A 26,106-nucleotide genomic window follows, 5' to 3' on the forward strand; every position below is an offset into this window, starting at 1 on the left:
ATTTATTTAATTAATAATCGATATAAAGTACTTTAATATAAACTTTGTCATTGTCTTTTTCCCAAATGTCTAGAATGCCATCCCTCACGGATTTTGATCCTCTTGTGTAATCTTTCCCGAGGTTCAGAATATTTAATAAAATATATTCATCACCAACAGAATTTACCAGATAAGGCATTTTCTCGGTTTTTCCGTCTCCGGAACTTTTGATCGCGTCTGTAAGTATCCTGAACTGGCTCAGGTGGTGCATAAAGTTGTCCCCGTCTTTCTTCGAATCATAAGCTTTCAGTAAAATCAAAAGAACATCCAGATTGGTCGGATCTTTCTCATATAAAACTTTTCCCTGCTTTATACATTCATCAAAATTCCCCGTTTTAAAAGCTTCCGCGAGCGTTTTAAAATCTTCATCCGTTGTAGAAACCACATCTTTCCTGAAATTTCTTCCATAGTAAAGATGCTGGGCTTCTATCGTGTCCAATGATCTCGGATACGCTTTATACTTAAAAATCAGCTTATCGTAGTTGTAAGGAGATTTGTCATTTTTAAGATCTTTCTCGACCGCTTTAAAATCAATCTTTGATTTTTGACTAAAACCAAAAACCGATACCAAAAGCAATAAAAGGAAAAAGTGATATTTCATTAATCGTTGTTTTCTTCTTCTTCCTCGTCGTTATCGAAATATTCGAAAAGGAAATCGTTGTAAGGAAACCTGGAAATATGGATTTTCATGACCTCATCGTAGATCATTCTCTTCATTTCCGGGAAGTTTTCTTTCGTTAAGGCCGAGATAAAAACGGTCGGATATTTAGACTTCGCCATCCATGTTTTTTTCCATTCTTCCAGAGAAACGTTTTTCCTCGTTGCCGGCGTAAGATCATCCTCATCTTTTTTCTCGTAACTGAAATCATCAATTTTGTTGAAAACCATTACCATCGGCTTTCTATGCGCATCAATCTCCTGCAAAATCTGATTAACGGAATCAATATGATCTTCAAAGCTTTCGTGAGAAATATCGACAACGTGAATCAGTAAATCCGCTTCTCTTACCTCATCCAGCGTAGATTTGAACGATTCTACAAGCTGAGTCGGCAATTTTCTGATGAATCCTACGGTGTCTGTCAATAAAAACGGCAGATTTCCGATCACGACTTTTCTTACCGTTGTATCTAATGTCGCAAACAGTTTATTTTCAGCGAAAACTTCCGATTTTGAAAGTGAATTCATCAAAGTAGATTTTCCTACGTTTGTGTATCCTACCAACGCAACACGCACCATTTTTCCGCGGTTGTTTCTTTGGGTAGCCATTTGTTTATCAATCGTTTTCAGCTTCTCTTTTAACAGGGAAATTCTGTCACGAATGATACGACGGTCGGTTTCAATTTCCGTTTCACCGGGACCTCTCATCCCGATCCCCCCTCGCTGACGTTCCAAGTGGGTCCACATCCTGGTCAGTCGTGGAAGAAGATATTCATACTGAGCAAGTTCCACCTGCGTTCTTGCATAGGAAGTCTGGGCTCTCTGGGCAAAAATATCGAGAATAAGATTGGTTCTGTCCAAAATTTTCACTTCAAGCTCTCTTTCCAGGTTTTTAAGCTGTGAAGGGGAAAGCTCGTCGTCAAATATAACAGTGCCGATCTCATGTTCCTTTACATAATCTTTTATTTCTATCGCTTTTCCGCTACCTACGAATGTTCTTGAATCCGGCTGTGATAGTTTCTGGGTGAATCTTTTTTCAACGGTCGCTCCGGCTGTGTAAGCCAAAAACTCCAGTTCATCCATGTATTCCGTTAGTTTTTCTTCATCCTGATCTTTGGTAATTAACCCTACCAAGACCGCCTTTTCATAATTATGTTCTTTCTTTTCTAGCATTAAATTCTATCTATAGTTTGTGAGATTTACAAGTTACCATTTTTCAGGAAAAAAAACAAAATGAATTTTATTGAATTATTTTTAAATGTTAAATAAGGTTCATGTTGGGATTGATTTGCAAAAAATTCAATAACTTTATGAAGTAGTTTTAATTTTTTTAGATATAAAGTTTTAAAATTATCATTAAAAACTAATATCCAGAGTATCATGATTACCAATATAAGATGTATGATTATTGATGATGATGAGCTGGACAGGCTGGTTCTTCTTCATCATCTTAAGCAATATGACAATATAGAAGTCGTTGCGTCTTTTGACTCAGCGGAAAAAGCCATCCCTTATCTTGACCTTCCCATTGATCTTCTGGTCGCCGAAACGAAACTCAAAGGCATGAATGGATTGGAGTTCAGGAAATTAGCCCACAAAATTCCCGCCTGTATTTTTATAAGCTCCCACCCGGAAATGGCAATTAATACTTTTGAAATTGACACTTTAGACTTCATTCCAAAGCCATTAAAAACAGAACGTTTCCATATTTCTATGCAAAAGCTTTTTGATTTTTTTGAAATGAAAGAAAAATGCGAGTGTTTTGATGCTTTACTTGGTGAAAATTGTATTAAAATAAAAGAAGGAAGCAATATTTATCAGGTGAAGATCACAGATATCCTTTATCTTGAAGCTTTAAAAGATTACACAAGAATCGTTACTCCCGAAAAAAAACACTGTATTCTGGATTCTATCGGAAATATTTTACATAAAAGCTATTTTGATTCTTTCGTGAGAATCCACAGAAGTTTTGCCGTTCCCAGACATCTGATCCGCAGTAAAAACAATCATGAAGTAGAGCTCGTACATCAGATAAAATTACCGATCGGAAGAGCCTATAAAGAGAATTTGTCCTTTTTTACCCCTCACGGCTAATTTTCAAAAATAACGGTAAACAGTGATATTTCCGGTGAAAAAATCATAAATATTTCCACTTTTCGTCGTTTGTCGATTTTTTTTGTCGTTTGTCTATTTTCCAAATATCCGTCTGTGATATGTGGTAATTTAGTCTTCCAAAATTCTCTTTAAAAATTTTGACTAACCAATTAATAACCACAAAACCATTTATATGAAAAGAACATCTATTCAATGCTTCTTTCTCATTTTGCTCACCGTCCCCATTATTCTGCTGAAAGCACAATCAGCAGTTTTGGCAACAGGAGCAAATGCTACAGGAAGCAACGGCTCGGTTTCTTACAGTGTAGGACTGCCTGCCTACATCGTTAAGGGGAGCAACAACGAGATTATGGAAGGCCTGCAACACGCCTACGAAATCATAACACTGGCTACCAATGAAACCTCAACAACTGAAGAAGGCATTTTACTTTATCCTAATCCTTTCAAAGATTTTTTGTATCTCGATTTTACCACAAATAATTTTAAAGGTTCGGAGTATCAGCTTTTCGATGCTCAGGGAAAACTTATCAAAAGGGACAAAATCACCCAATCGAAGTCTGAATTCAATTTTTCTTCTCTTCCATCCGCCATGTATATCATCAGGATTATCCAAAACGGAGAAAATTTAAAAACATTTAAAATCATTAAAAAATAACAACCATGAAAAAAATATTATTCGCAGTGGGAATTGTGCTGGGATCACACCTAGCCTTTGCACAAGTACCCGAAAAAATGAGCTATCAGGCAATTGTCCGAAATACGGGAGGACAAATTTTAGCCAATCAAAGTGTAGGAATCAGAGCAAGCATTTTGCAGGGATCACCTGCAGGAGCGGCCGTTTATTCTGAAAGACTTACAGGAAATACCAATGCCAACGGTCTTCTCACTTTGGAAATCGGATCAGGAACCGTTCTTACAGGAACATTCAACACCATCAACTGGTCAACAGGAAGCTATTATCTAAAAACAGAAACCGACCCAACTGGCGGAACTAATTATACCATCACAGGAACCAGCCAATTACTAAGTGTTCCTTACGCTATGTACGCAAAAACTGCAGGCGGCGGTGGCGGAAGTTTTGCCATTCCTTATACAAATACGGTCAATAATGCAGGAACTCTTTTCTCTTTAATCAATGACGGTGACGGAACCTCAGTAGAAGGAGTGAATAATACAACCACATCCAGCGTTGCTTCTGTAAGAGGTATTGTAAGCAATACAGCTCCGGGAGGATTTTCTTCAGGAGTTCGCGGTATTAATAATGGCACAGGAGGTCTAGGTGTTGGTGTTTGGGGAAGCCAGGCCGGAAGCGGATGGGGAGTATATGGTGTAACACCAGACGGACTTGGAGTCTATGGAAATTCTTCTGCAAACGGATATGGAGTTTATGCCAACAGTAATACAGGAACAGGTCTTAATGCCACCAGTAATAATGGTATTGGCGCTAATATAGCAATCTTTAATAATGCTAATAACAACAATGTCCTTAATGCCAACACTGTAGGAAATGGAACTGTTGTAAACGTTACCACAACAGGAAACGGGGCCGGTGTAAGAAGTTCTACAGGAAGCGGATTTGCCATACATGGTATCACTTCTGCTCAGACATCTGCCGGTGTTATCGGAGATAATAACGGAGCCGGTGAAGCTGTTGTGGGTAGAACTACCAGTGATATTGCAGGAGCCGTAGTAGGTAGAAACGATGGAGGCGGTTATGGTGTAAGAGGTTTTATTGCAACAAATACTTCCGGAACAGCAGTCGGAGTTTTGGGACAGGTCGGGCTTAATAACAGTATGGGACGCGCAGGACGCTTTGAGAATTTTAATGCTTCAAATAATATCAATAATACTTTCGAAGTAGAATCAAATGGAAACGGAAACATTCCGGATAATACCCAAGGTAACGCCGCCTCTTTCTTACTTGACAATACAAATAGTGTGGGAGCTGCAGTAAGAGGTGAAGTAAATACTATTTTCGGAAACTTTGGTGCTGCAGGTATTTTCGGTATTTCCTCAGGAACAGGAGGACGTGCAGGATTATTTTACGCATCCAACCCGGCAGGAAACGGCGCTTCATTAATTGCCTTAACCGATGGAAACGGAAATGCCATCACAGCCAATGCCGGAAAAGACGGAAATGGTATCGAAACCAATATCGACGGAGCAGGAAATGCTCTTTATGCCTGGGTTCCTACTTTTTCGACAGGACGTGCAGGTAGATTTAATATCTTTAATGATGCCAATACAAGTGATGTAATTACTGTAACTACAGTCGGAAACGGTATTGCAGGTAACTTTAAAGTTGACAGGGTAACCGGTACTTCTGCTGCTGTAAAAGGGGAAGTAAATTCTCAGTTTGCTAATTTTGGCACGGCAGGTATTTATGGTATTTCCTCAGGAACAGGAGGCTACGCCGGGTTATTCCACGCATCGAACCCTTCAGGAAATGGCCCTGCATTGATCGCCATTGCTGATGGTAACGGAAACGGTATCACTGCCAATGCCTCCAATACAGGTGACGGTGTCGAAACTACTGCAGACGGAACAGGAAGCGCCATCTATGCATGGATTCCAAACTTTGGAACCGGACGTGCTGCAAGATTTGTGAATTATAATACAGCCAATACCAACCCTCCTCTTACGGCAGAAACACGAAGCGGCGGTTCTATTGCCGTATTCAGATCAGGAAATCCGGGAGCAGTGAATGTGGCGAGAATTGGCAATGACGGTAGAGGATTCTTTAACGGTGGCACACAAAGCAGTGGAGCCGACGTTGCGGAAGCTTTTGATGTGGAAGGAAACATTTCCAGCTATGAGCCGGGAGATATCCTGGTGATTTCAACCACAAAAGACAGATCCGTAGAAAAATCTTCAACGCCATATTCAAATCTTGTGGCCGGAGTTTATGCAACTAAACCTGGAGTTTTATTAACGGAAGAACATATTGATGCAGATCTTTCCGGTAAAGTTCCAATGGGAGTAATCGGTGTAATTCCTACAAAAGTTTGTCTGGAAGGTGGAAAAATAAAAAGAGGTGACCTTTTGGTAACATCTTCAAAATCCGGAGTAGCCATGAAAGGTAACCTTAAAAAAGTGAAAATCGGACAGGTTCTTGGAAAAGCCCTTCAGGATTATGATCAGAACGGAATCGGAAAAATCAACGTATTGGTAAACATTAAATAAACAATCATGAAATCATTATATATCATTGCTTTTTTAGCATTAAGCGTAAATATTTATGCTCAGCAGGACAAAAAAGTTTCTGAAACACAGGAAGCTGCCAATTTTAAAGAGTCTAAAGAGTTCGAAGCCAAAATGATGAAGGAAGCTCAGGACAGAGCCAAACAAACCCCTTCCACCACATTGCCTTCTGAGCAGGGACTTGAAGTAAAAAAACAGGCTCCGAAACAGGAAGTCGGAAATAATTCCGGAAAACTCTTGCCCAATACAGCAAGTTTAGACGAAATACGGGCTACGATCCCCGGAAGACAACCTCATAAGGCAACGAATTCTAGGAACACAAATAACAATGTTCAGGGATTACTCAGTACTCCTGAACTTACAATCTACGACATTAAAAAAACTATCCCAAAAAACTAATAACAAAACACTAGATTTTTCAACAACAAAGAAGTCCGCATCGAGGTGCGGACTTTTGTTTTTTATGTTTAAAATTATTAAATACTTCGACTGCTACGCGCTCACGATGACACTGGCAAATTATTCTGTCTAAGTAAACAGTAAGTATTAGCGACTTATCATCCTGAGCAAAGTTGAAGGATCTGTTATTTATATGAATTATTTTAAATCAAATTTAATCCCAATCCGCAGCTACAAACTTCATCTGGTTTCCCTGATCATCAGACAATGTTAAAAAATGTCCTTCCACAGAATATTTCGTCATGTTTTTAAAACTTTTAGAAAAATCATCTTCCAGGCTCATATCAGGACAAGCCTTCAGTGTCGACCCTATTCCGGAAATTTTCACTTTCCCTTTATCTTTAAACTCGGAAGTAAAAAACACATTGTTGCAGCCCATAAAAGCTCCTCCCCTGATTTTCCCGTCTTCCATATTCGCTGTGAGATCAATTTTAGCACCTTTTTTTATTAAATCAGGTTTAGAATAGTTTCCAAAAGCGACCAACATCCATTCTCTTTGGATCTTATAATCACGAGCTGCAGGCTGAGTGTTTTGCTTCGCTGCAGAGGTACAATTCATTAGTATTCCAAGAAATAAAATGGCAAAAAATGAAACTAATATCTTTTTCATATTCCTCTCAAATCCATTTTCATACCATTCCGGGGCAGAATAGCATAAAAATTAGTAAATTAGCGACACAAAATTATTTTATAAAATGAAAAGACTATTTCTACTATTCACATTCTTGCTGGGTTTTGCTCAGATGAGAGCTGACGAAGGAATGTGGCTATTAATGCTTATCAAAAGACTTAATGGTGTAGATATGCAAAAAGAAGGTTTGCATCTTACACCTGAAGAAATTTATTCGGTAAACAATTCAAGCTTAAAAGATGCTATTGTAAGCTTCGGAGGATTCTGTACCGGAGAAATTGTTTCTAACCAGGGTCTTATCTTTACCAACCACCACTGTGGTTACGGGGCGGTAGCTGCGGCTTCTACACCGGAAAAAGATTACCTGAAGAATGGTTTCTGGGCAATGAAGCAAAAAGACGAATTCAATGCAAAAGATCTTTATGTAAGATTTTTGGTAAGAATGGATGATGCTACACAGAGAATCAATTCTAAACTTAATAACAACATGACCGCTGCAGAGAGAAAAGCTGTGATCGATGCTGAAACAAAAGCAATCCAGACGGAAAACTCTGAAAATGGAAAATATACTGTCGTTGTAAGAGATTTCTTCAACGGAAACGAATTCTACTATTTCGTTTATCAAGATTACAAAGATATCAGATTGGTAGGAGCTCCGCCTTCATCATTAGGAAAATTCGGTGGAGATACTGATAACTGGGAATGGCCAAGACACACTGCAGATTTCACGGTTTTCAGAGTGTATGCTGACGCTGCAGGAAACCCTGCTGAATATTCTCCGAGCAATGTTCCTTTGAAGCCTAAGCATTTCTTACCGGTTTCTCTTAAAGGAATTAAGCCTGGTGATTTCTCAATGATTTTAGGATATCCGGGAAGAACAAACCGTTATCTTACATCTTACGGAATTCAGCAAATGGTTGGAAAAGACTATCCGGCTTGGGTTGAAGCTTCCAAACTGGCAATGGATGTTATGAAGAAGTATATGGATAAAGACAAAGCTACTCAGCTTAACTATGCTTCTCAGTATGCTTCTGTAGCGAACTACTGGAAAAACAGACAAGGAACAATTGATGCCGTAATCAAAAACGGGACTATCACAGATAAGCAAGGCATTGAAGAGAAATTCAGAACATGGGCTTTGCAACCTGCCAATATTACAGATTATGAAACGGTTTTGGATGATATTGCAATCTATTACAAGCAGACATCTGACAGAAACGTTGAAAGAAACTATATGTCTCAGCTTTCCAGAAATGCTAAGTATTTCACTTTGGCATTACAGGTAGGAGCTGTTCTTAAATCTTACGCAGAACAAGATATGCAGGGAAGAGTAGCTATGAAACCAAAAGTAGAAGCTGCTTTAAAATCTGCTTACGAAAACATTAATACAAACCTTGAAGGAGAAATGCTAAACTCTATGGTGAACCTTTACAAAACAAAGGTAAAACCAGACGTTGCTTCTCCGACGCTTATGGGATTGGATGCGAATACACTTTCAAACGTAGCGTATTCTTCAATCTTCGCTAATAAAACATCTGCAACCAACTTTATGTTGAACCCGGATCGTTTGAAATTAGACGCAGACCCACTTTGGAAAATTGCCAACGCACTTGTTGCAGATCAAAAAGCTTCCGCTGAAAGATTTGTAAAAATTGATGATAATTTTGCTAAAAACAACCGTTTATTCTTAGCAGGATTAATGAAGGCTATGCCTGAGAAAAAATTCTATCCGGATGCCAACTCTACCATGAGATTAACATACGGAACAGTAGATAAATTGCCTATCAGAACAGACAGAAACTATTTTGGTATTACTGATAACTATTATACAGACATGACAGGTCTTGTTGGAAAATACAAGAAAGGTGACGAAGAATTCGACCTTCCGCAAAGAGTGATCGATCTTTATAATATGAAAGATTTTGGTCAGTATGCTGATGCTAAAGGATATATGCCGGTAAACTTCTTGTCAAACAACGATATTACAGGAGGTAACTCCGGATCACCGGTAATCGACGGAGACGGAAATCTTATCGGTATCGCATTTGACGGAAACAGTGAAGCATTAAGCGGTGACATCGTTTTCGAACCGGAATGGCAGAAAACAATCAACGTAGACGTTCGTTTCGTTCTTTGGACAATCGACAAATACGCTGGTGCAAGAAGATTAGTAGACGAATTACAATTAGTAAGAGACGAAAATACTCCTGCAGATACAAAAACAAAAGCAGCCAGACCAGATCATGTAAAGGCCGCTAAAAAAGCAAAATAATCTTTATTGATATATTTTAAGAACCGTGAAAGAAAACTTTCACGGTTTTTTTATTTTTAATTTAAATCATATTTGATTTTCAATATATTATATTAAAATTTCGATAAATTAAATCAATTTTTGTCAGGATTCTGAAAACCAGCCGACTGTAGTTATGAAACAATAATTATAACTATAAAATTTATTTATGAAAAAAAACTTATTTAAAATTACAGCAATTACGGCAGGAATCTTTGCAACATTTTCTCTTTCTTCTTGTGATGACCGGGACAATATGATGGAAAATCTATCACAGCAAAGAACCATCACGTTTGAAAATGTAGTTGTTCCGAAAGATTTTGTTCAAAGCGGACGTTTTCAGGGAGCTGGAACTCCTATTATTGCTCCGGGACAATCTGTTACTATTAAATTCAGTGCAGGAAAAGCACAATCTTTAATGTTTGCCACGATGTATGGTGCTTCAAAAGACTGGTTTTTCGCTTTTAAGCAACCTGGAATTAAGTTATTTGACAACAACGGAAACGCCATTACGGGAGATGTATCTTCAGAAGTTCTTTTATGGGATAATGGAACGAAAAACAATGCTACAGGACAGGCAGAAAACAATCCTATCGCTCAGGTTCCGGGTGTAAATGCATCTCAGCTCATGAAATTAGATCTTGCTTTCGATGATGCATCTTCAGAATTCACCTTGACAATCACCAACACTTCCGGAGGTACAGCCAACGAAACGCCTTTTTCTCCAGGAGTTTGGGCCGTTTCCAACTATAACGGGTCACAATTGTTGAATCCTGCCCCGTTTTTTACTCCAAATGCTTTATCAAATCCTGAAATCACAGACATTGCACAGATGGGGAATACCGATAAAATGGTGACAAAACTGAATGCTAATACCGGAATTATGACCGGACTTTCACCAGCATTGGTAGTTGTTTATCGTGGTGAAAAAAATCCAATCTACGAATTGGGACAACTGGATGCAGGTAAAGGACTGAAAGAAATTTCTCAGTCTGGAGACGTTTCAAAACTCCAGAACAGCTTACAATCTCTTCCGAATGTAAAAGGAGTTTATGTTGCCGGAAATGCGCCTGTATCTCCGGGACAGAAGATTTCAACGAGTTTCGAAGCAAATTCAGAAGATAAAATTGCATATGTTACGATGTTTGGGTTTTCGAATGATTGGTTTTTTGCCAATGAAGAAGTGATCAATACGAACACTATAGGAGATATCAGTACAAAAACATCCTTATTCGATTCTGGAACGGGCGTTAATCAATATCCGGGAGCTGGAAATCATCAGGCTCTATTCGGAGGAATGCCACAGCCTGAAAATATTGTTATTTCAAAAGTAGGAAATGAGTATCCTGTTCCACCAGTTCAAAATGTTATCAAAGTAACTATCAATTAAATTTAAAATGAAAAAAATATTGTTAATTTTAAGTGTATTTCTTGTTTTTGTTTCGGTATATTCTTTTAAAACAATACATGAAAACAAGATCAACAGTGAGGTTAACTTTTATAATGGCTCATTAAAAGAAGCCGTGATAAAAGCTAAAAAAGAGAAGAAAATGATTTTTCTTGATATTTATGCAACTTGGTGCGGACCTTGTAAGCTTTTAAAAAAAACAACGTTCAAGGATCCTGAATTGAGCGATTATCTTAATAAAAAATTCATCAGCCTGGAAATAAATGGTGAAGAAGGTGAAGGCAAGGAAATTGTACAAAAATATCAGCTGAAAGGTTATCCTTCCTTACTTTTTATTGACACCAATGGAAATATTGTGAATAAAACTTTGGGATATTACGACGGAAAACAACTGTTGGAAATCGTGAAAGAAATAAAATAAAGTAAAAGCGTTTAGAAAAATTTCTAAACGCTTTTTTGTTTAAATTTTAAACAAAAAAGTCCGGAGCAGCTTCGCTGCCCCGGACTCATCCAAAAAAAAATAATATTATGAAATAGGAATTCCTAAATAATTCAGATAAGAATCCAGTAAGGATTTATCAAAAACAGGCTCTTCAATTCCTGATCCTTCAAGGAATTGAATCACGTTGGAACAATCCCAGACATAAGTGTTTTGATATAACTCAACCGTCGATAACCCTTCGTGCATATTGTCTTTAAACAAACTTGTCAGTGGATACAGGCGGTTTTTACTGTCATTTTCCCATTGCTTTCTCCAGTCTTTGTAGGAAAGCCCTTCCAAAACAAATGGGTAATATTTTTTAATCAAACCAAAGAAATTTTCTAACGTCAGATTCGTTTCCGGTCTTGCAATCAGATTGAATTTTTTCCCGATGGCTTCTTTATTTTTTGTGATATGAGCCATGGATTTGGTCATATAATCAACCGTAATTAATCCTTCCCTAAGCTCTGTAAGCATCGGATATGATTTAAACTCAATACAGTTTTTCACCAAGCCCGACCACCACTGATAAGGTGCGCTGGCTCCGGTTTTACTGTGACACATAGCATAACCGAGGCGGTAAGTAATTAAGGGCAGCCCTTCTTTCGCCGCAAGGTCTGCAATAGCTTCCATCACATATTTGCTTCGAACATATCCAATGTCTTTGCTTACCGAAATGATATTTTGTTCGATATCATCACTTTCCAGCATGACAGTTTTTCCTGTAAAAATGTGTCCCCAACTATATACCGAAATTGTTGATAGTAAAGCCAGACATTTTGTTTTTTTCGCTCCTGCAAGACGGATGATTTCTCTTAAACCTTCTACATTTGGGGCTTTCATGTAAGAGTAAGGTTCAATAAAATTCACGGAACTTCCGGAGTGATAAATAAGATCCAATGTTCCCGCCAATTCTTTAAATTTTTCATCTGAAAAACCTAATGATGGCAATGCAAGATCACCAATTACAGGAATAATTCTTGAGGTTTGCTCCGTTTTTCTTGGAACATTAAACTGCTGATAACATTTGCTGATTTTTTCCAGTGCGTGAAATTCATCCTGAGCTCTTACCAGACAATAAATATCTGCGTCGGTTGTATCTAAAAGCTCCTGCAGCAAATGAATTCCCACAAATCCGGTAACTCCGGTTAAGAATATGGATTTCGGATTTTCCAATTGTTTCGGATCAAAAGTTCCTTCAAAAACAGTTCCGGGATTGAGATATACATCATTTTGCAATTCAACATACGGCTCCACATCTTCTACGGGAATCGCTTCCCTTTCCGCTTTAGCTCTGGCAATTAAAGTATTGGCAAAATCCCTCAAAACAGGATACTGATATACATCACGGATATAAACTTTTACACCCAGTTTTTCCTGTAAAGACACGGCAGCAATCGCCACCAAAAGAGAATTCCCTCCAATATCGAAGAAATTATCGGTAATATTGATGACAGGACGTTCCAGCTCTTCTGCCCAAATATCGGCAATGATTCTTTCGGTTTCATTGGTTGGCGGCTCGTGAGAGACCAAATCTTTTGCTTCTTTGTCGGCGATTTCTTTTAATAAATTACCATCCGTTTTTCCGTTTGCTGTCAATGGAATTTTATCAATAAAGATGATCTGTGCAGGAATCATATATCCCGGCAATTCTTCCTTTAATTGAGTTCTTATGAAGGAAACATTTTTTTCAGCACCATCGTTTAACACAATAAAAGCCACCAGATATTTATTTCCTCCATGGTTGTCTTTTGTGATGACAGAAACTTCTTTTACATCATTAATTTTTGCTAAAGCACGCTCTATTTCGCCTAATTCAACTCGGAATCCGCGAATTTTCACCTGATTATCAATTCTCCCCAAAAACTCAATATCTCCTTCCGGCGTCCATCTTGCCAAATCTCCGGTACGGTATATTTTTTCTTTTTCCTTAAATGGATTGGAAATGAATTTTGTATTCGTTAATTCTTCATTATTAAGATACCCTTTTGCCAGTAAATTTCCTCCGATATACAGCTCTCCCGTAGCTCCAACAGGTAATAATTCTAAATTTTCACTTAAAATATAAGCCTGGGCATTGGCGATTGGTTTTCCGATCGACGAGATATATTGTCCGTTGATATCCTTCACTTTTTTGAAGGTTGCGTAAACGGTACATTCTGTCGGCCCATAATAATCTACCAATTCATAGCTCAACTCTGATGTTAAAACGGGTTTCAGTTTTTCACCTGCCGTGAAAAGATATTTTAAATCTAAATCATTGTAACTCTTGGTCTTTTCTACAACAGCAGGAGCAAGAACAGTAGGTACAAAACCATGTGTAATTTTATTATTCCGGTAATAATTGACCAACGCGGAAGCTTCTGTCCGTTCTTCATTGTCTGCGATAAAAATTGTGGCTCCGGAAGTAAGCGCAGACCAGGTTTCCCAAACCGAAATATCAAAAGCCAATCCTGCAACAAGGCTCAATTTTGAAGTATGATCAACATGAAAATATTCGTTGTGCCACGTTACCAAATGCTGGATGCTGTGATGCGAAATCATCACTCCTTTCGGATTTCCTGTAGATCCGGAAGTGTAAATCGTATAAGCCAAAGCTTCCTGATGAATCGTAATATCCTTAGGATCTGCAGCAAGGTCTGAAAGGTCTTCCATTGTGTCTACAATAAAAAATCCTGTGTTTTCCTTTCTAGTTAAAGTTCCGGCCAACAAACTATTGGTAATCAATACTTTTGCGGAAGTATCGGAAAGTATAAACTCTACTCTTTTTGCAGGATATGCAGGATCAATGGGAACATACGCTGCGCCGGTTTTAAGAACCCCAAGTATTGCAGCAACCCATTCCAGCGAGCGGTCGAGCCAGACGGGAACATACATTCCTTCTTTGATTCCCTGGGCTAAAAGTACATTCGCAATCTGGTTACTTCTTTCGTCCAGTTCCTGATAACTAATTTGCTGATTCTGAAATACTGCGGCAGTATTTTCCGGAAAGCGTTTTACTTGTTTCTGGAAAAGAGAAACCAACGTTTCTGCTTCCGGATAATCCCAACCTGTTTTGTTGAAATCAGTTAAAAGTTTTGCTCTGTCTTCAGGAGACAATGAAACAATTGCACCGCTTGAAAGTGCCTGTGTTGACAATGTGTTTGACATGTTAATAGAGTGGTTTTGGTTAAAACTTTATTTTATCAGTTGTTTTATCAAGGTGTAAATCTCAACATTTAAAATATTGAGATGTGATTTAAAAAAAGCTTATCTACAGGGAAATAATGGGTACAGAAGATCTGCACTGTTTAAGAGTAAACGTGTTTTCATGGTAGTTTTTTTGTTTGATTATTTTACAGGTCAGGGAAGATCTGCTTCAAAGCAGAACGATAAAAACGTAACGTGTTTTTATTTTTAGTCAATAATTATTTTTGGTTTTTAATCTAACTATCGAAAATTAGTATGTATTTAATAAATCTTTTTTTCATGGTGTAATATTTTTATGTGGTACTCAAATTTAACATAATAATTTTAACAAACAATTAAATCAATGTAATTTTTTCACAAAAAAGAGAATTACTCCGAAAAATAGACACTTCAGAGATGTTACATTTTATGATTTTTCTAATTTTATTTTAATTAAAAAAATCAAGCATTCCAAAATTCCCTATCAAGGCTTCTGTATTGTATTGCCTCTGAAACGTGCTGTGACAAGATATTTTCAGATTCTTCGAGATCGGCAATGGTTCTTGCTACCTTTAAAATTCTGTCATAAGCTCTCGCGGAGAGATTGAGTTTTTCCATCGCCAATTTGATCAGATTGAAAGACACTTCATCCAGTTCGCAAAATTTTTCGATTTCTCTTGGCCCAATTTGAGCGTTGTAACTGATTTTTAAATCTTTATATCGCTCCCGTTGAATCTCGCGGGCTATCAGAACCCGTTTTCGGATTTCTTCGCTTTTCTCGCCTTTTCTTTTTTCTGCAAGCTGTTCAAATTCAACTTTCTGAACTTCAATATGAATATCAATCCGATCTAAAAGCGGTCCCGAAAGTTTATTCATATACCGCTGCATTTCGTAAGTCGTCGACGTATTATTCGGGTCATCCGGGAAAAACCCGCTCGGACTGGGATTCATAGAGGCAACCAGCATAAAGCTTGCAGGATAATTTACCGTAAACCTGGCTCTTGAAATCGTCACTTCGCGGTCTTCCAACGGCTGCCGCATGACTTCCAAAACCGTCCTTTTAAATTCGGGCATTTCATCTAAAAATAACACTCCATTATGCGCTAAGGAAATTTCGCCGGGTTGAGGATAGCCCCCACCACCGACGAGTGCGACGTCCGAAATCGTGTGATGAGGTGCGCGAAACGGCCGAACCGTCATCAAAGAAGTTACGGCTCCCATTTTTCCGGCTACGGAATGAATTTTTGTGGTTTCCAAAGCTTCTTTTAAACTCAATGGGGGTAAAATGCTTGGAACCCTTTTCGCCAGCATCGTTTTTCCGCTTCCGGGAGGTCCGATCAAAATGATATTGTGTCCACCTGCTGCTGCGACTTCCATCGCTCTTTTTGCGGTTTCCTGGCCTTTAACTTCAGAAAAATCGAAGGGAAAATCATTTACTTTTTCCTGGAATTCTTTTCTGGTGTCTATGGTAACTCTGTGAAGCGGTTTTCCTTCATTAAAAAAGTCGATAACTTCTTTAATATTTTCTGCTTCGTAGACTTCAAGATTGTTAACAATAGCTGCTTCGCGTGTATTTTGTTTGGGTAAAATAATTCCTTTAAAACCTTCTTCCCGAGCCTGAATGGCAATCGGCAAAACACCGCGGATAGGCTGCAAAGTCCCGTCCAGAGAAAGTTCACCCATAATAATATAATCCTGAATATTTTCCGCAAGAATCTGATCTGAAGCTGCCAGAATACCAATCGCAATACTCAAATCATAGGCAGCACCCTCTTTCCTAAGGTCTGCAGGAGCCATATTGATCGTGATTTTCTTTCCGGGAATTTTGTATCCGACATTTTTCAACGCAGCGGAAATTCTGTAGCTGCTTTCTTTGATGGCACTATCGGCAAGTCCTACAAGATGATATCCTATTCCTCCGGTATCTACATTTACTTCAATGGTAATGGTTTGTGCTGCAACTCCGTGAATTGCGCTTCCAAAAACTTTAATCAGCATTTGTTGTGTTTTGGCGTAAAAATAATTAATATTTCATTTTAAAAAACAGGCCGATTTGTTTATAAAATTCAATTAATTTCCTTTTTAAATGGTGTTTTTTAATGTTTTAATCTAAATTTTAATCATAAGTCTGTTTAAAGCAATTGAAAATTTTACCACAAAAGCTAATTACTGAACGATTAGAGTTTTAGTTTAAAATAATTAACGGATTGATCTTTTGTACCTTTTGCAGGTAAATAAAAACGTAGACAACTTCCATAAAAAAGGCGCAAAGTAAACCTTGCGCCAAGAGAGAATTATTGAAAAAACTAAAATCCACTGTATTGGACTTTTTTCTTATTTATTTTTTGATGAATTTATTTTTATAAACTTTTCCATCTGCAGATTTAGAAACCACCATATAAGTTCCCGGAACAAGGCTGCTCACGTCAATCGGCTCAGAAAATTTGTGATCTCTTTTTTGTTGTACCAATTTTCCTGACATATCGATGATGGAAACTTCAGGATATTTTTTATCAGACTCTTTTCCGATGTATAAAAGCTGCGTAGTAGGGTTTGGATAAAGACTTAAAGTATTTTCTTTAGGTTTTGTTTCGCCTGTTGCCAAATTACAGAAACTGAAGTTCCCGAAATTTAATTTAATGAAAGCAATATCGCTCAGCATTTCGCATTGGCTAGGGCAATATTCTGTACAAGCGTAAAATCCGTACACTCCCGATACAGTCGCTGTGTAAGTGTCACCTGTTGCTCCGCTGATGATACAAGGATCTGTTGGTGAAGGCGGGTTGCTGCTAGGAAGACATTTAAACCATGTATGTAATCCGTAAACGCCTCCGAAACCGTCTTGCAGTTCTACTGATGCTCCTTCGCAAACGTTATATTCACCGTTTACTTCTTCGTATGTTCCCGGTGTGAAATTGGCCATCAAAAACGGAAGTCCGTAAGCATAGCCGTCTGCAAGGATCGATTGACTTTCTGCAGTACAATCACCTTGAGTAACTTCTACTTTGAAATTATACAGCATATCATCCGTTCCGTTGATCGTCAGTGTCTGGGAAGTTGCTCCTGCAATCGGAACCCAAGGATTCGGATTCGGGTTTTGCCAATACCATTCCTGCTTGTACCATTGGTAGCTTGCGTAGGTCTGTGTCGTAGAAAGTGTTTCGCTTTCAGAATTACAAAAAACAACACTTCCGGGAAACATTGTTCCCAATCTCGGACTCGTGATTTCCGGGGTACATTGTGCTTTTAGATTTAAAAGACTTAAAAATAAAAGACTTAAAAAGATTAGTTTTGTTTTCATATAAAAGATTTATTTGTAGTCGATGTTGATGAGAATTGCTTAATCAAGCAACACTCTGATCCCGAATTTCAAATTGAAATTCAGAGGTTTTTCTTTGTACACGGTATTCAGCGAACTGTTGTCGTTGAAATGATAGCTGACTCCCGGTTCCGCATAGATTCCTATGTTTTTAATCACTTTCAGCTGTAATCCGACAGCACTGTTTACAGAAACCTGAACCGGTTTTTCACTGATTTCTTCCTTAGTTTCTTCCTTCAAGACCCCGTCGACGATATATTTGGTTTTAATATCACCCGAAACGGCCTTTTCTACCAATCCGCCACCTGTAACATAGCCTGTGAAAGCTCCCTTTTGAATCACGTTATAATTAACCTGAACAGGAACTCCAACGTAATGAATATTCTGCTCGCTGGTGATAAAATTCGAGCTGGTTCCGGTGGTAAGTTCTGCGGAAAGTTTGGTGTAATTTATACCCGTCGCGATTCCCCATTTTTTTCCTAACCCATGATAAACAGAAGCTCCGAAGGTAATCGGTGTCTTATGTTTGATCTTGGCGTCTACTTTTTTATCCTGGTTTGCAATAAGGATCGCCATTAAAGGATCATCTCCATATTCCAAGCCCCATACATCGGGAAGGCTGAGTGTCGTTCCGTTTAAAGTAGCATACCCCGGAAACTGTTCTGTTGAGTTTGAAGAAGCATTTCCTGAAAGAATACCCACCATCCAGGATTTTTTAGATTTGTTCGTTAGCTTCAATTTCTTTGTTTCTTCAAATTTTTCTTTCCACTCTTTTTCTTCCTTCGTCAGAAGCTCGTATTTCTCTACCTCCTCTCCATTGGTTTTCTCTCCTTCAATGGCATCCTTGTTTTGTCCCTGAGCCAGATTTTCATTACTCTTGCTCAATATATTTTCAGACTGATTTTTACTTTGGTTTTCAGAAGTTTTATTATTCCAAAGATCAAGGGCTGCATTTTTTGTTTTGTTTAAAATATTATTAAAAACATTTTCTTTTAAAACATTAATTATATTTGAATTAGCTGCAATTAATTCATTTCTTTCTTTAACAGCATTCTCAACAGCCTGTTTCTCTTTTTCATTTGATATTTTCTGATGATAAGAAATAGTTTCATCGATATTTGCCTTGATTTGGTCTGATGAATACGTTGGATCTTGTGAAGTGGCTTTTTTTCCATTAAAATCAATTAGTTTATCTGCAACAAAAAACATGGCAACAGCAGCGGCAATACCTCCCGCACGATAAAAGAACGTCTTATAATTCGTCTTTGAAACAGCTTTTTCCCGAGCTTTAAGATCATTAAACCCAACAACACCTTTCGCATCATTCTCTTCGAATAATTCGTTTTTGATATCTTCCCACAACCCATCCGGAACTTCTTCCGTATGATCTTCCATTTTACGGCGCAGATCATTTAACCAATCATTACTCATATTGCGCTGTTTTTGACATTTTGTATTCTTTTATTTTCTGAGCAAGCAATGCTTTTGCTCTGTGAAATTGTGAGGCTGAAGAATTTTCTGCAATTCCCAGCGTTTCTGCAATTTCTTTATGGCTTTTTTCCTCGAAAACATACAGGTTGAAAACTGTTCTGTAGCCGTCGGGAAGAGAGCGGATCATCATCATGATTGTATTTTGTGATATTTCTTCAAAATTCGGTTCCTCTTCATTGGCTTCATCCGGAATTTCGAAATCATCGGAAACTGTTTTAAAATCAGGATTTTGCTTAATATGCTTTAAAGATTCGTTCACTACAATTCTTGTAATCCAGGCTCTCAGAGAACCGCTTCCCCGGTATTCGAAAGAATCGATAGAACGGAACATTTGTATAAAACTATTCTGCAAAACATCATGCACGTCTTCCTTATCAAGAATATATCGCGAACAGACATAGCTCAGACTGCCTGAATAAGCTCCGAAAAGCTCCTTCCAAGCGGCTTCTTCCTTCTGTAAAAGGCGGTGCGCCAAAATCTGCTCCTTACTTTCTTCCATGCATTAATTATGATAACATCCCAATATAAACTATTGACTTAATAATGCAAAGATAGGCAAGCCTCACGAAGAGGCTCAACCTACCTGACAAATAACCATTACTTAATTTTTAACACTAATTGGGACATCATACTTAATTGTCTGATAAGGGGTTAACTCTACTCCATCAACGGTTATTTTCTCAGCTTCCAATCCAAATCTCAAAGACCAGTCGTATCCTACAAAGAATCCTTTTTGCTTTGCCGCCAACTTTACCACCGCATTTTTTGTGACTCCGTCTACAGGAATCTGAAGGGCTAAAGTTTTGGGCTCAAACGTAAGTTCCACTAAGTTTTGACTGGCGTTTATTTTTGATGTATACTCTAATTTATATTCAACTTTCCCGATGTGTGCCAGAGCTGTATCTGCCTTTACCGGATCCGTTATTATCGTTTTTACAATCTCTCTTACAGGAAAATCCTTAAAAGTGATAATCGTATCTTTTGCCTGAAACTCAATAATCTTTTCATTGAATTTGTTTCCCTGTGATGTTACCAATCTCGCTTTATAACTTCCGTCCACATCACTCAGCTTTACTGGGATCGGCTCGTATCTTTCGTCGTTGCAGGACGTTAAAGAAAATCCTAAAAACACAATCATTGCAACTACCAGAGATTTAAGTACTGTTAATTTCTTCATTAATTTTGATTTTTGACATTAAACATTATTCCTTGAGTACTCATTTATATAAATCGCGTTTTTAGAGAATCTTGCACCGGAATTTTAAAAAAGTTCAAAAAAAATTCATAACTAGTTGATTTTAAAATGAAAAAAATTCATTTAATTAAAAGCGTTTTCTCTTTTTTATTATTTTAATACATTTGTTAAAACATATTTTGAGATGAATTTTGAACAGATCAATCTGCACCTGGATGCCTATAAAGAACACGACCAAATCATTGACGCGGCAGAATATTTAATTCGTTCATTCGAGTTGGAGCATGAAAACTTTGCAGGATTCGGCTTCCGGGAGGAGCTTTCCCCTAATTCGATGCTTTTAACGGCGGAAGGAGAATTGGGAGGTCCGCAGAAAGTCATGATTCCTAAAAATTTATTTGATTTTGATCTGAATTTAGTCTTGAATATGGTTGCCCATGAAATGCTTCACGTAAGGCAAAAAGCACCCGGACAAGTCATTGAAGATAAGAATGAAAGGGAATTTCAGGCCTATTATGAAATGCTTTTTCATAAAGTTTTTCCACAAATTCCTGATGTTTCAGATTTCCACAGAAAATTTTTCGGAAACAAAGCTTTGGAATATTACAGAAGAATGGGTGAAGGTTCCGAATTACAACACCAATATGCAGAACAGAAAACAGAAGTAGAACACTTAATCAATTCATTACCATGATCATAAAACCCGAAATCACTTGGGCAGACTTTGAAAAAATAGACATCCGATGCGGAACCATCATTTCCGTTAATGATTTTGAAAAAGCCAGGAATCCGTCTTATCAATTGGAAATAGATTTTGGGGATTTGGGCATCAAAAAATCATCCGCACAAATTACCACATTGTATCAGAAAGAAGAATTGATCGGGCAACAGGTTTTAGCGGTTGTTAATTTTCCGAAAAAACAGATCGCCAATTTTTTCAGCGAATGTCTTGTTTTGGGAGTTTACAGTGAAGACAAAAAAGATGTTACTCTTTTAACACCTTCATTGCCAACAAAAAACGGAATGCCGGTTGGATAATAATAAAGCAGTAAAAAATAAATGATACAGAATATTCCTTTAGAAAGAATCTTATTTCTTGATATTGAGACGGTTCCAGGATTTGGATCTTGGGAAGACTTATCTGAAACCGAGCAAATGCTTTGGGATAAAAAAACAAGATTTCAGCGAAAAGAAGATTTTACCGCCGAAGAATTTTATTCCGAAAGAGCCGGAATCATGGCAGAATTTGGAAAGATTATCTGCATCACGATCGGAATGGTCGAAAAAAACGACACTTTAAAAATAAAGAGTTTTGCGGATGATGATGAGAAAAAATTGCTGCTGGAATTTGGAGAAATCTTTAACAGTCCGAGGCTTCGCGACGTCATTCTCTGTGCCCACAACGGAAAAGAATTTGACTTCCCGTGGATATCTAGAAGATTCTTAATCAACGGAATGCAGCCTCCGACTCCGTTTCAGATGTTCGGAAAAAAACCATGGGAAATTCCGCATATCGATACGATGGAACTCTGGAAATTCGGAGATTATAAAAGTTTTGTTTCTTTAGAATTATTGGCGCATCTTTTCGGGATTCCTACTCCGAAAGACGATATCGACGGCTCAATGGTTTCATCAATCTACTACATAGAAAAAGACTTGCAAAGAATAGTTGACTATTGTGAAAAAGATGTCTTAACTTTGGCAAATATTTTCCGGCGAATGCGTCAGGAAGATTTGTTGAAAAGGTACATCAATTTAGATTAAAAAATGAAATTTACAGACGATCAGATTGCTGACATAGGTGAAGAAATCATCCGTGTCTTAAAAACCGTGTATGACCCTGAAATTCCGGTAGATATCTACGAATTGGGTTTGGTTTATGATGTTCAGATTTCCGACGATGCGGATGTTAAAATTATCATGACACTTACCACACCGAACTGCCCTGTTGCTGAAACGCTTCCTCAGGAGGTAAAAGATAAAGTGGCAGAAGTAGAACATGTGAAAAGTGTTGATTTAGAACTTACTTTCGAGCCAAGCTGGAACAAGGATATGATGAGCGAAGAAGCAAAATTTGAGCTGGGAATGCTTTAATTTTGGATTAAAAAATAAAAAAGGCTGTCAGTTTTGGCAGCCTTTTATTTTTACTTCAAACAACAATCTTTGAAATTTGATTCTTTAATTTAAACCATTAAGATTAATTCATCTTAAGAATCGAAGATTTGCTTGATTAAACTTAACTTCTTAACCTTTCCTTAATGGTTCAAAAATATTTCTGTTAAATCTCTCTAGCAATCTCCTTTCCTTCCCTTCTGCTCCACTCACTCCAAGAGCCTACATATAAATTCGGAATGGGAAAACCTGCATAATCCAACGCTAAAATCGTGTGACAAGCCGTTACTCCCGAACCACAATGAATGATAAGATTTTGCGGTTTATCCTGTAAAAGTTTTGAATACTTTTCTTTTAAAATCTCCGGTGAAAGGAAATTTCCGTTTTCATCAAGGTTTTCAGAAAAAGGAATATTGATCGCTCCGGGAATATGACCGGCAACCAAATCGATCGGCTCAGATTCTCCTTTATAGCGGTAAGCATCTCTTACATCTATCACCGCTGAGGAAAGGTTTGTTAATTCATTTTCAACAACTTCCAGTGTCGAAGTTGGCAGAAGCCAATTATCTTTTTTAATTAAATCTGATTTTTCAAAACTTTCTTCTCCGGATGAAAATTCTATATCTTCTTTTTCAGCATTTTGAAATCCACCATCCAAAACCTGAACATTTTTTAAACCAAATGATTTCAACATCCACCAAGCTCTTGCGGCAGCATTGGATCCGTTTTTATCGTCGTAGACCACAACATGAGAGCCTTCCGAGATCCCGAGATTTGAAAGGGTTTCCGCAAATTTTTCAACATTGGGAAGCGGATGTCTTCCACCAAAAGCCGCATCTTCCCCAATTTCAGCCAGATCTTTATCCAGATCGATGAATCTTGCTCCTTTGATATGTTTGTTCAGATAATTTTGATGAACGTCTTTTCCTACTCTTGCATCGAGAATGATGAGATTTTCGGATGGGAGGTTTTTTAATTCGAATGGGGAGATTATGGGTTTCATTTTTGGTGATTTTAGTTAAATATGTTTTGGCTAAAGCCAATTGATTTTTTAATATTTAAAGCGGGCTAAAGCCCGCTTCTATTGATGTTTTTATTTTTTTGTCTCTCGCAGATTTTTTTAAAGAGAACAATAAGAGCACTTTGTTTTTTAATCTGCTTGATCTGTTAAGTATGCGAGAGATTTTATTTCAAAAATGAAAAATATCCTTCGCTTTGTTATAAGAACTTTCGAAGTTTAATAAATTCAGTTTGTGATCAATTTTTTCAACGCTCATGAAGTTGATCACCTGCTCTGTCGGCATATTTCCTACCAGATCGTCTTTTGCCATCGGACATCCTCCGATTCCTTTGATGGCGCTGTCAAACCTTGTACAGCCTTTATCGTAAGCCGCTTTTAGTTTTGAGTAAGAATCTTCATATCGGTTATGAAAATGTCCCCCGAAATTGATTTCAGGATATTTTGAAGGTATTTTTTCAAATAAAAGAGCAATCGTTTCCGGGGTTGCAACTCCCGTAGTATCAGACAGTAAGATATCTTTAACTCCAATTTCTGAAAATCTCTGAGCCCAGAAATCTACATCTTCCCATTTCCACATTTCTCCATAAGGATTTCCGAAAGCCATTGAGAAATAAATATTCAGTTGTCTGCCCTCACTTTTTACCAGCTCCAGCATTTTGACAATCTCCTGAAAAGCTTCATCCTGACTTTTGTTGGTATTCCTGTGCTGGAAGGTTTCGGAAATAGAAAACGGAAACCCGAGAATATCCACCGACTGATGTTTCAGCGCTTTTTCAGCACCTCTATAGTTTCCTATAATTGCAGAAACTTTTGTATTTGATCTGGATTTATCGATATTTTCGGCAACCTCATCAGAGTCTGCCATTTGCGGAATCGCTTTTGGAGATACAAAACTAAGACAATCCAATACATCAAAACCAACATCCATCAAAGAGTTGATATAATCTATTTTTTTATCTGTAGGGATAAATTCTCCCCAACCCTGCATTGCATCACGCGGACATTCAGTAAGAAACATTTTTACTTTAGATTTTCTCAAATATAATAAAACTAAACAATTTCGTATACGGCACCTACAAATCTAACATTATTTTGATTCTCAAACATTTATATCCGATTTAAAATTTCAATACTTTATATTCAATTACAAATAAATTATTCTGAGCAGGGAATTTGTTAACTTTGCTGGAAATTTATACTAATAATGAGTGCAATAGAATTCAACCAATTGTGGAAAGAAAAGTTACTGAACCGTTTTATTAATTATGTAAAAATATATTCAACGAGCGACGCGGAAAGCGAAACGACTCCTTCAACAGAAAGACAGTGGGATATCGCAAATTATATCGTTGAAGAACTGAAAACGATCGGTCTTGAAAATGTATCGATAGACGACAACGGTTATATCATGGGATATGTTCCTTCTAACCTTGAAAATGATGACAAACCGACAATTGGATTTATCTCGCATTACGACACTTCACCGGATTTTAGCGGGGAAAATGTGAAACCTCAGGTTTGGGAAAATTATGATGGGAACGATTTGGTTTTAAATCAGACAACAGGATTTACTTTATCGCCTTCAAAATTTGAAAGTTTAAAAAAATATATCGGTCAGACTTTAATTACCACCGACGGAAACACGCTTCTAGGAGCCGATGACAAAGCCGGCTGTGCGGAAATCGTGACGGCGGCAGAATATTTAATTGCTCATCCGGAAATCAAGCACGGAAGAATCGCTATTGGATTCACCCCTGACGAGGAAATCGGAAGAGGAGCGCATAAATTTGACGTGGCCAAATTCGGGGCAGAATTTGCTTACACGATGGATGGCGGAGAAGTTGGAGAACTGGAATATGAAAACTTCAACGCGGCCGGAGCTGTGGTAAAAATCCACGGATTGAGTGTTCACCCTGGTTACGCGTACGGAAAAATGGTAAATGCCGCTTTATTGGCTTCTGAATTTGCCCAGATGCTTCCTGCTGATGAAACTCCGGCAACGACGAAAGGGTTTGATGGTTTTTATCATTTAATGGATTTAAACGCGGATATTTCCGAAGCTAAATTGCAATACATCATCCGTGACCACGATGCTGATAAATTTGAGGCAAGAAAGAAATTCATGGAAGAAAAAGTGGCGGAATTTAATCAAAAACACGGCGCCGGAACTGCCGAAATCGAAATTAAAGAGCAATACAGAAACATGAAGCAGCAGTTTGAAGGCAAAATGCACATCATAGATCTTGCAGCTCAGGCAATGAAGGAAGCAGGTATTGAACCAAAGATCAAGGCGATCAGGGGAGGAACAGATGGTGCACAATTATCTTACATGGGACTTCCTTGTCCGAATATTTTTGCGGGCGGAATCAATTTCCACGGACCGTATGAGTATGTGGCGTTGGAGAGCATGGAGAAGGCGACGGAGGTGATTATTAATATTGTGAAAGCGTAATTTTTCAACATACAAATTGAAAGCCGGCTGAGTGAGCCGGCTTTTTTATTTACTATATATCCGGGCC

23 protein-coding genes are annotated in these 26,106 nt (G+C 37.9%); 12 read left to right on the top strand and 11 right to left on the bottom strand.

Annotation, left to right across the window (positions count from 1 at the left end; genetic code table 11):
* Positions 1 to 10 precede the first annotated feature (10 nt).
* Together BMX24_RS14210 and hflX are read right to left on the bottom strand one after the other, a co-directional pair.
* The gene (locus tag BMX24_RS14210; RefSeq protein WP_089793796.1) at positions 11 to 640 is read right to left on the bottom strand and encodes a DUF4919 domain-containing protein; all 630 of its coding nucleotides are present in this window, start codon (positions 638 to 640) and stop codon (positions 11 to 13) included.
* The gene (hflX, locus tag BMX24_RS14215) at positions 640 to 1,869 is read right to left on the bottom strand and encodes a GTPase HflX (RefSeq protein ID WP_089793798.1); all 1,230 of its coding nucleotides are present in this window, start codon (positions 1,867 to 1,869) and stop codon (positions 640 to 642) included. Before hflX ends, BMX24_RS14210 begins: the two co-directional genes overlap by 1 nt.
* Positions 1,870 to 2,076: 207 nt before the next feature.
* On the opposite strand from hflX, the gene BMX24_RS14225 reads away from it, so the two are divergent.
* From BMX24_RS14225 to BMX24_RS14240, 4 genes are all read left to right on the top strand, one after another.
* On the top strand, positions 2,077 to 2,790 hold the full coding sequence (locus BMX24_RS14225) for a LytR/AlgR family response regulator transcription factor (RefSeq protein WP_089793802.1): 714 nt from the start codon (positions 2,077 to 2,079) through the stop codon (positions 2,788 to 2,790).
* A gap of 193 nt (positions 2,791 to 2,983) precedes the next feature.
* Complete coding sequence (locus BMX24_RS14230; RefSeq protein ID WP_089793804.1) at positions 2,984 to 3,466, top strand: T9SS type A sorting domain-containing protein; 483 nt, start codon at positions 2,984 to 2,986, stop codon at positions 3,464 to 3,466.
* A 5-nt stretch (positions 3,467 to 3,471) separates the two neighbouring features.
* Positions 3,472 to 5,994 (top strand): beta strand repeat-containing protein, encoded by a 2,523-nt coding sequence (locus BMX24_RS14235; protein ID WP_089793806.1) that lies wholly within the window; start codon positions 3,472 to 3,474, stop codon positions 5,992 to 5,994.
* 6 nt (positions 5,995 to 6,000) lie between these two features.
* Positions 6,001 to 6,411 carry a hypothetical protein gene (locus BMX24_RS14240; protein ID WP_089793808.1) on the top strand — a complete coding sequence of 137 codons (411 nt, stop codon included), beginning with the start codon at positions 6,001 to 6,003 and terminating at the stop codon, positions 6,409 to 6,411.
* A 214-nt stretch (positions 6,412 to 6,625) separates the two neighbouring features.
* Here BMX24_RS14240 and BMX24_RS14245 read toward each other — a convergent pair whose 3' ends face one another.
* On the bottom strand, positions 6,626 to 7,081 hold the full coding sequence (locus BMX24_RS14245; protein WP_089793811.1) for an META domain-containing protein: 456 nt from the start codon (positions 7,079 to 7,081) through the stop codon (positions 6,626 to 6,628).
* An 85-nt stretch (positions 7,082 to 7,166) separates the two neighbouring features.
* Here BMX24_RS14245 and BMX24_RS14250 point away from each other — a divergent pair, with 85 nt between their 5' ends.
* The 3 genes from BMX24_RS14250 (at position 7,167) to BMX24_RS14260 (ending at position 11,221) form a co-directional block, all read left to right on the top strand.
* Positions 7,167 to 9,374, top strand: a complete 2,208-nt coding sequence (locus BMX24_RS14250; RefSeq protein WP_089793813.1) for a S46 family peptidase — start codon at positions 7,167 to 7,169, stop codon at positions 9,372 to 9,374.
* Between the two features lie 187 nt (positions 9,375 to 9,561).
* Entirely contained in the window at positions 9,562 to 10,782 is a 1,221-nt protein-coding gene (locus tag BMX24_RS14255) for a spondin domain-containing protein (RefSeq protein ID WP_089793815.1), read from the top strand.
* Positions 10,783 to 10,789: 7 nt separating this feature from the next.
* A complete protein-coding gene (locus BMX24_RS14260) occupies positions 10,790 to 11,221 on the top strand; it encodes a thioredoxin family protein (RefSeq protein ID WP_089793817.1) in 432 nt (143 codons plus the stop codon).
* Positions 11,222 to 11,326: 105 nt separating this feature from the next.
* Here the strand turns inward: BMX24_RS14260 and BMX24_RS14265 are convergent, their stop codons facing one another.
* The 6 genes from BMX24_RS14265 to BMX24_RS14290 all read right to left on the bottom strand — a co-directional run bounded on the left by BMX24_RS14265 (position 11,327) and on the right by BMX24_RS14290 (position 20,436).
* Positions 11,327 to 14,431: a non-ribosomal peptide synthetase family protein gene (locus BMX24_RS14265; RefSeq protein WP_089793819.1), complete on the bottom strand. Its 3,105-nt coding sequence runs from the start codon at positions 14,429 to 14,431 to the stop codon at positions 11,327 to 11,329.
* 480 nt (positions 14,432 to 14,911) lie between these two features.
* Positions 14,912 to 16,447 carry a YifB family Mg chelatase-like AAA ATPase gene (locus BMX24_RS14270; protein WP_089793821.1) on the bottom strand — a complete coding sequence of 512 codons (1,536 nt, stop codon included), beginning with the start codon at positions 16,445 to 16,447 and terminating at the stop codon, positions 14,912 to 14,914.
* A 340-nt stretch (positions 16,448 to 16,787) separates the two neighbouring features.
* Entirely contained in the window at positions 16,788 to 17,750 is a 963-nt protein-coding gene (locus tag BMX24_RS14275) for a T9SS type A sorting domain-containing protein (protein ID WP_089793823.1), read from the bottom strand.
* A 39-nt stretch (positions 17,751 to 17,789) separates the two neighbouring features.
* A complete protein-coding gene (locus BMX24_RS14280) occupies positions 17,790 to 19,199 on the bottom strand; it encodes an outer membrane beta-barrel protein (protein WP_139176852.1) in 1,410 nt (469 codons plus the stop codon).
* A complete protein-coding gene (locus BMX24_RS14285; protein WP_089793827.1) occupies positions 19,192 to 19,758 on the bottom strand; it encodes an RNA polymerase sigma factor in 567 nt (188 codons plus the stop codon). The genes BMX24_RS14280 and BMX24_RS14285 overlap by 8 nt, the downstream gene beginning before the upstream one ends.
* A 102-nt stretch (positions 19,759 to 19,860) precedes the next feature.
* Entirely contained in the window at positions 19,861 to 20,436 is a 576-nt protein-coding gene (locus BMX24_RS14290; RefSeq protein WP_089793829.1) for a DUF4840 domain-containing protein, read from the bottom strand.
* A gap of 202 nt (positions 20,437 to 20,638) precedes the next feature.
* Between BMX24_RS14290 and BMX24_RS14295 the strand changes: the two genes are divergently transcribed.
* From BMX24_RS14295 to BMX24_RS14310, 4 genes are read left to right on the top strand one after another with little or no spacing between them, the layout of a single operon-like run.
* The gene (locus BMX24_RS14295; RefSeq protein ID WP_089793831.1) at positions 20,639 to 21,148 is read left to right on the top strand and encodes a hypothetical protein; all 510 of its coding nucleotides are present in this window, start codon (positions 20,639 to 20,641) and stop codon (positions 21,146 to 21,148) included.
* Positions 21,145 to 21,492 carry a tRNA-binding protein gene (locus BMX24_RS14300; RefSeq protein WP_089793833.1) on the top strand — a complete coding sequence of 116 codons (348 nt, stop codon included), beginning with the start codon at positions 21,145 to 21,147 and terminating at the stop codon, positions 21,490 to 21,492. The genes BMX24_RS14295 and BMX24_RS14300 overlap by 4 nt, the downstream gene beginning before the upstream one ends.
* Positions 21,493 to 21,513: 21 nt before the next feature.
* Entirely contained in the window at positions 21,514 to 22,218 is a 705-nt protein-coding gene (locus tag BMX24_RS14305; RefSeq protein ID WP_089793835.1) for a 3'-5' exonuclease, read from the top strand.
* A 3-nt stretch (positions 22,219 to 22,221) separates the two neighbouring features.
* The gene (locus tag BMX24_RS14310; RefSeq protein ID WP_089793837.1) at positions 22,222 to 22,548 is read left to right on the top strand and encodes an SUF system Fe-S cluster assembly protein; all 327 of its coding nucleotides are present in this window, start codon (positions 22,222 to 22,224) and stop codon (positions 22,546 to 22,548) included.
* A 184-nt stretch (positions 22,549 to 22,732) separates the two neighbouring features.
* On the opposite strand, the gene BMX24_RS14315 is transcribed toward BMX24_RS14310, so the two are convergent.
* Together BMX24_RS14315 and BMX24_RS14320 are read right to left on the bottom strand one after the other, a co-directional pair.
* Positions 22,733 to 23,569: a sulfurtransferase gene (locus tag BMX24_RS14315; RefSeq protein WP_089793839.1), complete on the bottom strand. Its 837-nt coding sequence runs from the start codon at positions 23,567 to 23,569 to the stop codon at positions 22,733 to 22,735.
* 187 nt (positions 23,570 to 23,756) lie between these two features.
* Positions 23,757 to 24,605, bottom strand: a complete 849-nt coding sequence (locus tag BMX24_RS14320) for a hydroxymethylglutaryl-CoA lyase (protein ID WP_089793840.1) — start codon at positions 24,603 to 24,605, stop codon at positions 23,757 to 23,759.
* Between the two features lie 186 nt (positions 24,606 to 24,791).
* Between BMX24_RS14320 and pepT the strand changes: the two genes are divergently transcribed.
* Entirely contained in the window at positions 24,792 to 26,039 is a 1,248-nt protein-coding gene (gene pepT / locus BMX24_RS14325) for a peptidase T (RefSeq protein WP_089793843.1), read from the top strand.
* Positions 26,040 to 26,106 lie beyond the last annotated feature (67 nt).

The organism is Chryseobacterium wanjuense (assembly GCF_900111495.1).
Classification (GTDB): Bacteria; Bacteroidota; Bacteroidia; order Flavobacteriales; family Weeksellaceae; genus Chryseobacterium; species Chryseobacterium wanjuense.